Origin of the sequence: Fictibacillus norfolkensis (assembly GCF_014836645.1) — a bacterium.
Taxonomy (GTDB): Bacteria; Bacillota; Bacilli; order Bacillales; family Fictibacillaceae; genus Fictibacillus; species Fictibacillus norfolkensis.
This window is the reverse complement of record NZ_JACSQM010000002.1, coordinates 90102-103536: the sequence shown is the minus strand read 5'-3', so window position 1 is coordinate 103536 and position 13435 is coordinate 90102. Positions and strand designations below refer to the sequence as shown.

Below are 13435 nucleotides of genomic sequence, written 5' to 3'. Positions count from 1 at the left end.
CTTCAGGATCAGCTTCTTGATACATGTTTTGAATATATTCTCTCTGACGTTGATTGCTCTCATATTCATTTAAAAGTGTTTGTAAGAAACGTTCACGATTGTTTAATATTTCAATTTCTACTAATGTACGATGCTTACGAATCTTCTTCTTATCCTGTAGAACAGGAAATGAAGAACCAGATGGCATATTTCGTTTTAGTCTATCTTTGGAAACTCGCACATCTTCTAAGTAAGTTCCGATGATATAACCAAAGTTCGGCATGTCTTTGTACTCATTCATCTCTTGATTGATCACAGTAAGTTTCTCTTGTTCGGATTGATACAGAGTAAGCGTTTCTTTTAACTTGTTTTGTTCGAAGTCTTCACGAACTCGTTTCCACCAAGTTAGGATACCGAAAATGAAGATTAAGAAAATGATGGGATCTGGTGATATGAACAAATAAGGCAGAACAAGTAATAAGCCAATGAACCAGATCTTAGTAGATAGAACCCCAACGATTCTTCCGCCATCGAGTGGTGAGACGGGGAACAAGTTAAATAAGTTGATCATTGCCCCTAAAAAGATGACCAAGCCCCAGAATGGTTCTGCAGTCGCTTCATACAGAAACACAGCTGGTAAGAAAGATAATAACCCGAACAATGGTCCTGCATACGCGATATACGCTTCGTCTTTAGCATTTTTAGGCATCTCTTTCATACCTATCGCCGCCCCCATAAAGGGGATGAAGATCGCTGGCGATGTTTTTATTCCTTTTAGTTTAGCTGCGACTAAATGGCCCATCTCATGCACAAATATAAGATAAACGATGGCTACTGCGAATTTCCAGCCATAAAATGCCGCATATGCACCAAGTGATATGAACATGGAGATGAGTGTTGCGAATTTCCCTAATTTAAGCAGGCCGAATACCCACTTTAATTTACTTAACAGAAACAAACCTATTCCCGCTATGATGGTCCATATACGGGATTGGTTTTGTTTTTCAGCTTTTTGAGCCATGTACGAATCCCCCAACTATAGTTTCTTATTTCTATCTTATAGGAAATACGTTGAAAGGGGAAAGAAGTTTCTCTTTTAGAAAAATCCTTTATAGACGGTTTTTTGATAGAAAAATAGGGGTATACGACATTTAAGTACCCCTCTATTGATGGGAAAGTGTTGCGAATGCTGTTATAGATAAGAAGGAGTGATGAGTTTGGCTTTACATGACCATCCATACATTAGTGATGCATTTGTTATGAACAAATCAGAAGTGATTAAAGCAGTAGAAGCATATTTATTACGCGAAGGCTATGAAACTGAAATGTGCAATGAGATAGACGGTGTAGATTTGACTGCAACGAATGAATATCATACACTTCTCATCGCAGCGCAAGGAAATATGTCTGAATTAAGTGGCTATCAAAACCAGAATGAATTTTTCCTTAAATTTGTAAATCTACTAAAAAGTCATGAAAAAAATCCTGCAAAAACCTTAGTACTTGCTCATCCTGACACTCCAAGTTATCGTGAAAAAGCGAATAAGATCAAGCATGCGTTGGATGATTTAGATATGGTAAGATTTTGGATTAAAGAAGATGGAACGATAGAGTGGGAATAATAATAGCTTAAAGAAAAGGCACCGGAAAAGATTCCGGTGCTATTTTACTTTTTCAATTGTATCATGGCTTGCTTCATACAATTCTGGCAAAACTTCCATCTCTTCAATTTCCCGCTTTGTTTTTTCAGTTCCTAATAAGTAGAGATATCTAAATAACTCGTATACAAGCTTGCTGTCTTTTCCTCGATGGTATTCAGCATGTGATTCGGAAAAGTGTCTTTTCGGTGAGAAAACATCCAAGCCTTCTTGTTTATTGTTCGCATGCATTTTAGCAAAAAGATGCTCTAGCTGTTGCTTCTCATCATAAGAAGCTAGAATCTCAAAATAATGAACATGGTCGTCAGTAGGAAGGGGCTGTAAATCACCTTTCGCTGTTACATAAAACGTTCCTTTTTGTTCCATACCTGATTACCTCCTTTTTCCTTTTCATACCTCTAGTAAGTTACTTTGAAACCTATTTTGGATTAATGTAAGGCTATCTTCTAAATAGGAATATAGACCATGAAGGCGCACTCTGCCTTCATGGTCTATTCCAAAGCAACAAGTTCTAATAGCACAATCCTTAATAAAAGAGTAAAAATAAAACAAGAAGCTAAAGACTATTAGCTTCTTGTTCATACAAATCTGCGTTCTTTTTTAGTAGGGAATAGATGTACATATCATAGTAGTGGTCACCGACTCTTTGATGTTCCTGTAGTAATGCTTCTTCATGAAAACCAAGTTTAGATACTAACGCACGGGAAACTTTGTTTTCGGGTCTGATCACAGCAGCAATCCGATTAAATTCCATCCCGTTGAATCCGTAATGAAGGATGGCTCGTAACGCCTCGATCATGAATCCGTTATTCCAATAGGCACGATTTAGTTCATAACCAAGCTCTGTTCTTCGATCTGATTTGCTCCAATTGTGAAATCCGCATGTTCCGATGAGTTTATCTTGTTCTTTTAAAATGATTCCCCAACGTATTGAACTTCCTGTAGTAAATCCTTTTTCAAACGCTTGAATAAGCTCATAGGCTTCTTCTTCAGTTTGTAAAGGTGCCATTCCATAATAACGTAATGCGTCACCATCTGAGAACGCTGCATAAATTTCCTTTATATCTGACTCAATGACTGGTCTTAGTCTTAGTCTATCTGTTTCAATAACTGGAAAATGATCGTATGTATTCAAAAATAACCTCCTGTTTAAGAAATGGATTTTAATGACATCTCTTCAATAAAAAGTTGGGCTAAGTATGGATCCCATTGTGTGCCTTTTCCATCTTCCAAAATGGCCAATGCCTTTTCATGAGTCATCCCTTTACGATATGGCCGATCAGACGTCATTGCGTCATAAGCATCGGCAACAGCAATGATCCTTCCGAAAATAGGAATGTTTTCTCCAGCCAGCTGTTCAGGATAACCTTTCCCATCATAACGTTCATGATGATAACGAACCCCAGGTAGCAACGGTTGCATAGCATCAAAAGGCTGTACTTGAGCAAGGATATCAGCACCTATTACCGGGTGTTTTTTTATTTGCTCAAATTCTTCTGATGTTAATTTAGATTCTTTTAGTAGTACTACATCGGGTATTCCAATTTTTCCAATGTCATGCAAAAGTGCGGCTTTCCGAAGCTGGACCAATTGTTGAAACGGCAATCCAGCCATCTGACCGATCTTCATTGCATAATCAGCAACTCGTAAACTATGTCCTGCTGTATATGGATCACGTGCATCCAAGGTTGCGGCCATCGTCGCGAAAAAACTTTCGAGCAGCTGTTTATTTTCATGCTCACGAGATTGTATCGCATGAGCCATATGGTTAAAACCTTTTATGAGTTTAGAAAATTCATCTGAATACAGATCATGAACTTTTGCATTAGAATTTCCCGTGCGGACTTCATACATTCCTGTTTGTAGTTCGTCCATAGGCTGCTGAATATCTTTAAACAACAAGTAGGCTCCGTAGATAGCAAAAGAAATACCGATCAATAAGATAAAGAAAGCCCAGCTCCAATACGATCCATTCACAGGCGCTGATAGATGGTATAGTCGTACTTGATTCGCAAGTGCGAATAAAAGAAGTGGAAACGTTCCAATAAATAAAGTACTCCATTGAATTTTTCGTTGAATAGATATGTGTTTAGCCGTTGCTAAAGACAGTATTTTCCCATGGTCCTTAAGCGTTCTTTCTTGAATGGTACGAAGCACAGGCTGAACGGCTTTGGTGGTTAAGAAGAATTCAATAATCGCATGCATACCTGCTACTAAAATCGCTCCCAATGATGCAAGGTACATGTAATAATAGGGAAGTGATAAATAATCTAGTGAGATCGCTATAGCAGTTAAGGATAGTGCTGGTATAGATAATCCTAACAGATGCGGACCGAGAATTCTCTTTACAGTTCTGATTGGGAAATGATGCGCGTGAAAATATGTTTTTTCAGCGAGCTGTAAAGCAGGTTTTTGTTTTGAAAAGTAATTTTTAAAAATAGCTGTATGCATACGAAAGAAAACATATTCGAGTGAAAACATAATCACACAAGAAGCAAGAAGAATACCACACAAGATCATAAATTCAAACATGGATAAACGGAGGGTAGTAAAAACAAATACTCCTCCTACTCCTAAAACGGCAGCGGTTGAACCAATCACATAATTTTTTAATAAACGTTTTTCAAAACTCTCATAAATTTTCATGATTCACCGCCTTTCTTACTATTACTTTAAAAGATATTATTAGCATACCTTACAAAAAGTTGGAAAAAAAGCAATTTTTCAACACTTTAGAACATTTTTTGCTAAAAAAATAGGTATTTCGATTTACAATCGACTATTTCATGATTAAGAAACGGAGAAACAAACGGTGTTGTTCTATATAACAGAGGTAATGAGTTGTTGATTAGTATAGCATGTATGATTATTGTGCAAAATACACAGGATGGATAATTATTCGGAATAAAGGGTATGAAATGGTATATCGAAGTAAGAAGGGAGATTGAATCATGGCATTATCTACACAAGAAATGGACCATTTTAAACAAATCTTATTATCACGAAAAGAAGAGATAAAAGGTATGAGAGAAAGAAACGAGTCTTTTGGTAATGATTCAGAATTTCCAAAAGAATCAACAGGCGAACTGTCTAATTATGATAATCATCCTGGTGATCTCGGCACAGAATTATTTGAAAAAGAAAAAGATATTGCTCTGAATGATCTACATGAAAAAGAGCTGGAAGATATCGACACAGCTTTAAAAAGTATCGATAAAGGTGAGTATGGAATTTGTAAAACGTGTGGCAATGACATTCTGAAAGAACGTTTAGAAATAGTCCCTTTTACGCTTTATTGTAAAGAACATAGTCCTGCACAAAACTCATCAGATGACCGTCCTATTGAAGAAGAGGTTATTGGTCCAGATTATAAAACGAGAAGCAATGATAATAAGGATGCTACGTTCTTTGATGGAGAAGATGCGTGGCAGTCCGTTGCTAAACATGGTACGAGTGAAACGCCTTCAGACTTTGCTGATCCTGATAAAAGAGACTATAACGAGATGTACGAAGACTCTAATGATGATGACGGATTTGTAGAGGAATATGAAAGTTTTGTTGCTACTGACATCACAGGAAAAGAAAGAAATGTTGTTCAGAACAGAAATCACGAGGAATATGAAGAAGAGTTAGACAGAGAAGAAGAGAAGCAATCAGATAGAGACAAATATGATAAGTAAAAGACTTGAGGCGCTGACTATTTCATAGCAGCGCCTTTTGTTTATGAAAGGAATGAAAATAATTTATATGCAAGAAAGCTAGAGAAACCAATTAGTCCGATTCCAGCAAATCTTGCTAGCCACCTTATCGTAATCTCATTGATCAAAAAACGAAAAAAATGGACGGTAAATGCCACGTTTAAATTCCACAGGACAATCCCTGCAATTATGCAGAGGCTTAAAGCGATTCTGGTGATTTCATTAGTGGTAGAAGGTATGCTTTGAAGTGAACCGCCATATATGCCAAACCAGAAGATAAAATTATAAGGGTTCATAAGAGCGATGACAAAACCAGTCCAGAAAGGTTTCTTGAGGTTTATCTTGTCGTCTATTAGCAAGGATAAGGTTGAGCCCGAATTTCTAATGGTCGAAATTCCTAAATAACTAAGCATAATCATTCCGATGATAAGCATGGAAATTGTAATCCATTCATGATGCAGAAAAGAAGTAAGTCCTAGAAATATCAAAAACATAAACAATAGATCCGCACATACTGCACCAATCCCGACGAACCAAGATGGCCAAAAACCACCAAATAGTCCGTATTTAATCATCTCAAGTTTAATTGGCCCGATAGGAATAGCTAAACTGATACCAAGCATAACAAAATGAATACTCAATATCATGGTCTCGTTCAAAAGTGATCCTCCTATTCAAGTAGCTTGTCTAAGTACTCCCAAAATATGAGAATCTCATCTGAAATAGTACGGCAGGAAAAATTAAAGTTACATCGAAAAAGGTATGTAATAAGAGTTATATTCTGAATATAAGGAGAACGAATTGTGAAAAAAGCATGTTTGCTCATTGTTGATGTTCAAAAAGGATTTGATGAAACAAATTTCTGGGGAGAACGAAATAATGCAAATGCTGAAGTAAATATGCTTACATTGCTTGGCGCCTCTCGAGAAGTGGGGATGCCGGTCATGCATGTGCAGCACCAATCAGAAAATGAACACTCACCATTGCACCCTTCAAAATTAGGTTATCAGTTGAAAACAGGCTTTGAACCTAAAGAAGATGAACCTTTGTTCATTAAGAGCGTTAATAGTGCTTTTATCGGTACGGAGCTTAAAGAAACATTAGAAACACTCGAAATCGAACACATCTTGATTATTGGTTTAACGACGAATCATTGTGTTTCTACTACTACAAGAATGGCAGCTAATTATGGTTTTAGCGTGTCTCTAATCCATGATGCTACTGCTGCATTCAAAATAAATTCTTATGATGGAACAGTTTTTTCGGCTCAAGATGTCCATGAGTCTGCTCTTGCTCATCTTCATAAAGAATTTGCAGAAATAATAAGCACAGAAGAAGCATTAACACGGTGGGTGAGGACTTCTCCATACGTGCAATAACAGACATAGACAATATTCCCCAGGAAATGTCGGATGTTGCTAATGGTTTAGAGGATTTTATTTAGGGTAAAAATGTATATACTAAATTAAATAGAGTAATCTAGAGGTGTCTTACAGATGAATAGTGATCAAATCGAACAATTGATGAAAAATCCTGAACAAGAATTAGAGTTTTGGAGAGAAGAAGATCAACAGCCGGAACTTGTCAGAATGAGGTATGTTCCACAGGGTGAGAGTGGTTATTTCCAAGTTACTTTTTTAGATGAGGAAGAAGGAATCATCGGATCACAAGTTTTAGATGAAGTAGAAGATGCTTTGCGTTTTTTAGAGAAAAATAAGAATGTAAATAAATAGATAAACACCAGAGGGAAACAGCCCTCTGGTGTTTTGTCATTTTCACTTATGATTGAACTTTTTTTCTTTTATCCATTCTTCAGCATGCTCAATGCATGTTTCTAATTGTTCAAACTTTCCTTCTTTATGCATGGAGATGATTTTTTGAGCTGTCTCATGTGCTAGCTTCATTTCATCTTCATTAATATCCCCTTTTTTGAAAGCTTCCATCAACTCATTGTCATCTAAAAGAAAGAGTTCTTTATTAGGGAGAATAACAATATCTAAATAAAGGTCATCAAACCAAGGGACACCATTTTCATCCACTCCATGATCGATACACATATCTATATAGAACTGTACAACGTTCCCGTTACCATCTATTACCGTTGTGATCGTATATTTTTCTCCCTTTGGAAAATGCTGCATCCATGTATATCCAGAGTCAGCGATACATACTTCATGATCTTTATAGTTAACAATTAATGGTTCAGAAACTTGCTTTAGATGGATTGCTGTTACTTTCCCGTTAAAACAAGAATTTTCCTTATGCGTTACTTCAAAATGTCTGTCTGTTACTCTTTTCCAATTAGGTCGGTTTGCCATTTTGCGTTCCATTATACAACCTCCATATTCTGGTAATATTATACCCTGTTATTCAAGTATGTAAAAAGGTTTTTGTTAAATTGTAGAGAATTATGTAGTGGGAAAGATGAAGAACGGAGGAATTTTAAATATGAGAATGATACATAAAGAGTTAGAGGATTTTCAATTGGAAAGAGGATGGGAGATTAGTAAAGAAAGTGCTGATAAGAGTACGGAATCTCTTTTGCTTAATCATTTACTATTAACTACAGAAATAGCGGAGATTGCAGAAGAATTAAGAAGAATGTTAAATCGGGCGTATGACATGAAAGAAGAAGGGGTTGAAGGGGAAAAAGCTTTCCAACTCGCAAAAGAAGAAGTTGCAGAAGACATTGGAAAAGAAATTGCTGATAGCATCGCTTATCTTTGCAAATTTGCAACGTTCTTTCAAAGAGACATTGAACAAGATATAAAGAATAAATTAAACGAGATCCAATCTCGTACAAAACCCAATCTGCAAAAGCGTATGAAAGAGGGGGTAAGATAAATGGATATTCTATTTGAAGAACATAAGATAAGATCTCATGATGGCACAATGCTTTCAGGTTATGATTATGGAGGTTCGGGGGATACGTTGATTTTAATTCACTACCTTGGTGGAACAGCTAAAGGATGGCATCCAGTGATTCCTTTTTTCAAGAGTCATTATAGATTAATAAGCTATGACCTTCGTGGACATGGAAAATCTGATCAACCCGATCATGGATATTCATTCGAAGACACTGCAAACGATTTAGAAAGTGTAATGAATCATTTCGAGATTAATAAGGCTCATCTCGTAGGAAGCTCGTACGGATGTATGATAGGTTTATACTTTACAGCGATGCGGCAAGATCGCGTGTTGTCACTAGCCAACATAGATGGTGCGATCATTAATGATTCTGGTGAGCATGGTCTTTACGATGAGACCTTAGATGAGCATCTTACTAAGTTTGAAGGACAATTAGATCCAGATTACGAATCGGTAGAAGAATATCAGCAAGTTTATCAAGAACAATGGTTACCATGGAACAAGGAACGAGCTGATTATATTGCTGCGTATGAACCTCGTATGAAAGAGAACGGAAAAGTAGGCAATATTACTACCGGCCAAACGATGGAAAAGATCATATCTGAAATCTATTATATAGATTTCTTAACTTGGTATAAGGAGGTTCAGTCTCCTGTTCTATTCCTGCCTGCTGAAAAAGAAAATCACTTTCAAAAATCTTTAAAGTTTATTGATTCGGCAAAAAAAGATTTGCCTTACAGTGAGACTGTTGTTATTCCTAACACGACACATTTAATGATGTTTGATCATGGAAAAGAATTAGCAGAGGCGGTGTTCAAATTTCACTCGAAAATTCCGGTAACAGAAAAACTTTAAGAGAAGAAGGGCTCCCAGTATTAAGGGAGCCCTTCTTTATTTTCATTTTCAGTCTTCTTTTTGGATATGCTGATGCGAACTTCTCCGTTTATAAAACTGTTCAAGAATCATGCAAGTGAGCATTCCCATGATTAGGCCATTGCTTAATAAAGTTACAATAATATTTGGCCAATCTTTTAATGCGGCAGCAGGAATAAAGAGACTACCGATTCCAACCATAAGGGAAGTACTGATTATAAAAAGATTGTTTTCCGATTTTAATTCACTTTTATATTCTTTGAAAGCTAGACCGATCATACTTGAAAAAGGAAGGAAGATCGTTGCATATCCTACCGGTGCAGGAATACCAGCAAAGAAAAAGGTAAGTGGCGGAAAAAAACTAATCAAGATAATAAGTCCGTTACCTATGATGAATGCTAATTTGCTAAACATTTTTGTCGTTAAGATGAATCCAGCAGCACCTGAGATCGGTACACTTGCAACAGCTGAAAATAGACCTGCTATCCATGTGTTTATCCCCATCATGATGGATGAGCGATTGTAATTGATAGGTTCATAATCATTGTTTTCTGTTTCATAGGCTTTTTCGACGACGTTAATACTAGCTACCATGTTCGTTAGTAAGAGCATTCCCACGAATAGGGAAGTTACGATCGTTCCGGAAGATAGTTCTGGCATTCCCCAAGCGAATAATTCTGGAAAAGCAAAAGTCGTATTACTATGCATCGTTTCTTTTGTTAAATTCAAGAGTTTAAAAAGTCCCCAACCGAGTAACAAAGAAATCAAGATGGAATAACTTCTTAACCATTTCACACGGGATTTTCCAAGTACGATAGACAAAACTAAGATGAAGAGTGAAGTAAGAGCTACTTTGGTATCTGCGCCTTCCTGTAGATACCCAATACCGAGCATCCCTTTAATAAAAGAGCCACTCAATTGTGAGACAAGAAGGATTAAGTAAGTACCCGTTACTAAAGGAGTAAAAAGAGCTCTGACCGAACTGATAATACGAAACATGCCTAGCAGTAAAAAAAGGATTCCGCTGATCAGCATGCCGGCTGTCAGTTGCTGCAGCCCGTCAGCCACCGTTAATGCCCCAGAAGCTACAATGCCCGCATAAACTGTAAAAACACCCCACCATAATCCAGCTGGGCCTTCATTGATCGGGAGCTTATGACCAAATAGTGCTTGAAGAATCGCAGACGCACCAATAATTAAGAATGACCGCTGTAATAGTTCTGCGGTTTCCGCTTGTGTCATTCCAAACGCATCACCAATTGCGATGGGAGCAACTAAACTACCCGCAAGGATAAATACCATCCATTGAAGAGAAGAGAACGTTAATTTCATGTAAACACCTTCTGTTATGTATTTCTTTACTTCTCATTATAGACCTTTCATTTGATTCGTAGAAAGGAAATAGGTTTATACATACTGTGATAGCGGGTAATTCATTAAAGCAAGAAGGTACCAACAACGAATATTAGAAAAATTTGTGAAATATTTTTTCGTATACCCTCAAAAAATAGATTGTGGCCGAAATATATAGTCACAGGTTAAGACGACCACAAACAAAGGACGATTCTAATGATGCATAAACTTACACATGATGATGTCATTCAATTGTTAGAGAAACATCTATTAGACTTTGAACAGTTTACGCCTTACTTGTTTACTTCACAGTGGATTCATTCTTTTTGTAAGGATAAAGAAAACGGAAATGAGTTTGAAGTAAAATGGGATACATCAGGACAAGAATTGTTCTTCAGACTGTTGGACAACTTAGATTATGATGACAAATGGAAATGGCTTGGCACATTTCAATATTCAGAAGAGGTGAAATCATGAGAATTGACGGACAACAACCCGTTCAGCGAAAATATGATGTGAATAAAGTATATCAGCAGCCTTCTGTAAAGCCGCCATCATTTGCTAAAGACGAACTATACATATCTAATGAAGCAAAAGTGCTGCATGAAAATGCTCAATTGAACATAAGAGAAAAGAAACTATTAGATATTAAAAAACGCATTGATGCTGGTGAATACCAGATCGATGCGCAAGCGATCGCAAAAAAGATCTCACAATTTTATTCCAATTAACAATTACTTATTTTGATTGTCGTTTTTCTGTCTTAACAGAGAAACGGCATTTTTTATGAAAGAAGGAATTGGAACATTCATTCTTCCAGCATTCTCAATGATTGATAACAATTCATTAGATAGATAAAAAAAGATGGTGGCACTGTGGATATAGTTTCCACCTAGCAATTGGTCGAGAGAATGGGCCGCTGCCACGATTGCGAATATGATCATTTTTTTTAGTATACCTCTAAAGCCTTCTTTGCTGTTCAATCTACCTTCGTAAGCTGAAGCAGCCATGCCGGTTAAATAGTCTAATACAATGAATAAGATAAGTGTCTTGAATAACATGCCGGGTGTACCAAATAGGAAGCTCGCAACTGCACCTAATGATACTACAGTCATATTGTATAGTGTGGACCATTTTTCCACTCGTTTGTTCCTCCTTTGAACTCCAATTTGTATAGTATATGTTTGTACGAAACGATACGCTTTGGCGATTACCTACTACTTGTCCCCTAATTTTTTGAAGCATTATTTCAAATGTGTTAAATAGTCAAAAAATTTAAAAAATAAGGAGTCAGACATGCACTATATCTGTTACAATGAAACAAATCCGGAAAGGGAGGAAAGAAATGCAATGAATAAAATTACGTTAGGCTTGCCTCCACATTGCCACAAAGTAACTTGTGACGGAAGAATGATTAAGATTAAGGACCCTGGTAACAATAAATGGGCGTTTCCGCTCTCGGGTACCGAAAATGCAGTTGTTGATCAAGTGAACGATGAGACAGGATTACTTACCATTCATGGAAAGGATAAGATACTCGCGACACTTGAGATGCCGATTCGTTTTTGTGAAGTAGGCAGAGGCTGGCTCCTTGATAAACTACCTAAAAAGAAACGTGTGAAAATCAAATAAATAATGTATAAAAATAACCGCACAGCAGATTCATTTTGCTGTGCGTTTTTCATTTTATATGTGCAGAAATTTATTAAAAAAGAGCTATGTGTTGGAAAAAGAATAATTTAGAAAACAAAATGAAAGAAGGAAAAAAATGTTATAATGATTTTGGATACGTGTAGATGAGGTGAATGTATTGGAAAAAAAACACCTGCCTGCACACTTAAATCACATCGCCTGGAATCGGAAAATGATAAATGTATTTTGGGTTGTAATCTTTGTGTCAGTGTGTATAGAGGTCATTAACAGTTTTTTTACATCTAAACCATTAGAAGAGTTTATTGGGATGTACATTGTTCTACCAACAGCACTTTTAATTTTTATGATTAGTTTGGCTGAATGGAGTTTTAAAAAGAAAACAATATACATTGATTACATTATAATTTGGACAGCAAGCATGTTCTCTGCCATCTTAATCAGCGTTCATCATGAAATGTATGTTATGTATACGAGTCTGTTCTTTCCTATGTTGATTTCGACGATATATTTTAAAAAGAAAAAAGTATGGTTATCTTTTGCTCTCAGCTCAATTACCTATCTGCTGCTTTCGACTTTCCATCCGGTCTTAAAGAGCATGAATGATGTGATGGATCAGATCTCAATGATATGTATTCTCTTAACCTCAACAGCTATCTGTGTTGGGATTATGAGTCGAGGGTATGAGATGGCGAAAGAACTAAACAAAGCGCAGGCAGATCATCAAGATCTAATGGTGAAATCGACAATTATGGAAAAGCAAGTGAAGACAGATGCTCTAACAGGTTTATACAATCACATGGCTTTTTATGAATATATGGACGTGCTGTTGCTTCAAGCGGAAACGTATCATTACCCCGTTCATTTAGCGGTAATGGACATAGACAATTTTAAAAAAATTAACGATACATATGGTCATGGCATTGGAGATATCGTGTTGAAACGAATTGCGAAGGCTATAAAAGATAATGTGACCACAGATGATTTTGTCGCACGGTACGGCGGAGAAGAGTTTGTGGTTATCTTAAATGATATAAGTGAAGAACAAGCCTTTACATTATTTGAAAAGGTTAGATTGGTCATACAAAGGCTAGAGCACCCTGAAGTGAAGCAAGAGAACATAACAATCAGTACTGGGTTACAAACGTACAGAAGAGGCATGCATAAACAAGCGTTCTTTGAAGGTGCCGACAATAGCTTGTACGTTGCAAAGAGACAGGGAAAGAACAGGGTAATAACGGAAGGATACAGTGAAGCAATACATATTTAATAAGTGATCTATGGCAGCAAGAGAAATCTTGCTGTTTTTTTTCTTCTAAAATCCTTGTCCATGCATATGTTTGTAAAAGATATGGC

At 36.7% G+C, this 13435-nt stretch carries 17 protein-coding genes and 1 pseudogene; 10 read left to right on the top strand and 8 right to left on the bottom strand.

Features of this window, described 5'->3' with window-relative positions; all coding sequences use genetic code 11:
• Positions 1-438 precede the first annotated feature (438 nt).
• A pseudogene (locus H9648_RS21065) lies at positions 439-1000 on the bottom strand (site-2 protease family protein); the annotation flags it as partial.
• A 196-nt stretch (positions 1001-1196) separates the two neighbouring features.
• Between H9648_RS21065 and H9648_RS04800 the strand changes: the two are divergent.
• Positions 1197-1601: a hypothetical protein gene (locus tag H9648_RS04800; RefSeq protein ID WP_191752781.1), complete on the top strand. Its 405-nt coding sequence runs from the start codon at positions 1197-1199 to the stop codon at positions 1599-1601.
• Between the two features lie 39 nt (positions 1602-1640).
• Here H9648_RS04800 and H9648_RS04795 read toward each other — a convergent pair whose 3' ends face one another.
• The 3 genes from H9648_RS04795 to H9648_RS04785 form a co-directional block, all read right to left on the bottom strand.
• Positions 1641-2003, bottom strand: a complete 363-nt coding sequence (locus H9648_RS04795; protein ID WP_191752780.1) for a hypothetical protein — start codon at positions 2001-2003, stop codon at positions 1641-1643.
• Between the two features lie 190 nt (positions 2004-2193).
• A complete protein-coding gene (locus H9648_RS04790) occupies positions 2194-2772 on the bottom strand; it encodes a GNAT family N-acetyltransferase (protein ID WP_191752779.1) in 579 nt (192 codons plus the stop codon).
• A 14-nt stretch (positions 2773-2786) separates the two neighbouring features.
• Positions 2787-4283, bottom strand: a complete 1497-nt coding sequence (locus H9648_RS04785) for an HD domain-containing phosphohydrolase (RefSeq protein WP_191752778.1) — start codon at positions 4281-4283, stop codon at positions 2787-2789.
• A 305-nt stretch (positions 4284-4588) separates the two neighbouring features.
• Between H9648_RS04785 and H9648_RS04780 the strand changes: the two genes are divergently transcribed.
• Positions 4589-5317 carry a TraR/DksA C4-type zinc finger protein gene (locus H9648_RS04780; RefSeq protein ID WP_191752777.1) on the top strand — a complete coding sequence of 243 codons (729 nt, stop codon included), beginning with the start codon at positions 4589-4591 and terminating at the stop codon, positions 5315-5317.
• 41 nt (positions 5318-5358) lie between these two features.
• Here H9648_RS04780 and H9648_RS04775 read toward each other — a convergent pair whose 3' ends face one another.
• Complete coding sequence (locus tag H9648_RS04775; protein ID WP_191752776.1) at positions 5359-5994, bottom strand: LysE family transporter; 636 nt, start codon at positions 5992-5994, stop codon at positions 5359-5361.
• Positions 5995-6138: 144 nt separating this feature from the next.
• On the opposite strand from H9648_RS04775, the gene H9648_RS04770 reads away from it, so the two are divergent.
• Positions 6139-6714, top strand: coding sequence for a cysteine hydrolase family protein (locus H9648_RS04770; RefSeq protein WP_191752775.1), 576 nt, complete (start codon positions 6139-6141; stop codon positions 6712-6714).
• Between the two features lie 117 nt (positions 6715-6831).
• Positions 6832-7068, top strand: a complete 237-nt coding sequence (locus H9648_RS04765) for a hypothetical protein (RefSeq protein WP_191752774.1) — start codon at positions 6832-6834, stop codon at positions 7066-7068.
• Between the two features lie 42 nt (positions 7069-7110).
• Here the strand turns inward: H9648_RS04765 and H9648_RS04760 are convergent, their stop codons facing one another.
• The gene (locus tag H9648_RS04760) at positions 7111-7665 is read right to left on the bottom strand and encodes a ribonuclease FAU-1 family protein (RefSeq protein WP_191752773.1); all 555 of its coding nucleotides are present in this window, start codon (positions 7663-7665) and stop codon (positions 7111-7113) included.
• 118 nt (positions 7666-7783) lie between these two features.
• On the opposite strand from H9648_RS04760, the gene H9648_RS04755 reads away from it, so the two are divergent.
• Both H9648_RS04755 and H9648_RS04750 read left to right on the top strand, forming a co-directional pair.
• Positions 7784-8179, top strand: a complete 396-nt coding sequence (locus H9648_RS04755) for a hypothetical protein (RefSeq protein WP_191752772.1) — start codon at positions 7784-7786, stop codon at positions 8177-8179.
• Entirely contained in the window at positions 8180-9058 is an 879-nt protein-coding gene (locus H9648_RS04750; protein WP_191752771.1) for an alpha/beta fold hydrolase, read from the top strand.
• Between the two features lie 48 nt (positions 9059-9106).
• Here the strand turns inward: H9648_RS04750 and H9648_RS04745 are convergent, their stop codons facing one another.
• The gene (locus H9648_RS04745; RefSeq protein ID WP_191752770.1) at positions 9107-10408 is read right to left on the bottom strand and encodes a purine/pyrimidine permease; all 1302 of its coding nucleotides are present in this window, start codon (positions 10406-10408) and stop codon (positions 9107-9109) included.
• A gap of 237 nt (positions 10409-10645) precedes the next feature.
• On the opposite strand from H9648_RS04745, the gene H9648_RS04740 reads away from it, so the two are divergent.
• Together H9648_RS04740 and H9648_RS04735 are read left to right on the top strand one after the other, a co-directional pair.
• A complete protein-coding gene (locus H9648_RS04740) occupies positions 10646-10906 on the top strand; it encodes a hypothetical protein (protein WP_191752769.1) in 261 nt (86 codons plus the stop codon).
• A complete protein-coding gene (locus tag H9648_RS04735; RefSeq protein ID WP_171005494.1) occupies positions 10903-11160 on the top strand; it encodes a flagellar biosynthesis anti-sigma factor FlgM in 258 nt (85 codons plus the stop codon). The genes H9648_RS04740 and H9648_RS04735 overlap by 4 nt, the downstream gene beginning before the upstream one ends.
• A gap of 3 nt (positions 11161-11163) precedes the next feature.
• On the opposite strand, the gene H9648_RS04730 is transcribed toward H9648_RS04735, so the two are convergent.
• Positions 11164-11571: a phage holin family protein gene (locus tag H9648_RS04730; RefSeq protein ID WP_318243484.1), complete on the bottom strand. Its 408-nt coding sequence runs from the start codon at positions 11569-11571 to the stop codon at positions 11164-11166.
• Positions 11572-11779: 208 nt separating this feature from the next.
• On the opposite strand from H9648_RS04730, the gene H9648_RS04725 reads away from it, so the two are divergent.
• Together H9648_RS04725 and H9648_RS04720 are read left to right on the top strand one after the other, a co-directional pair.
• A complete protein-coding gene (locus H9648_RS04725; RefSeq protein ID WP_191752768.1) occupies positions 11780-12061 on the top strand; it encodes a hypothetical protein in 282 nt (93 codons plus the stop codon).
• 328 nt (positions 12062-12389) lie between these two features.
• Positions 12390-13349, top strand: a complete 960-nt coding sequence (locus tag H9648_RS04720; protein WP_191752767.1) for a GGDEF domain-containing protein — start codon at positions 12390-12392, stop codon at positions 13347-13349.
• Positions 13350-13435: the final 86 nt, after the last annotated feature.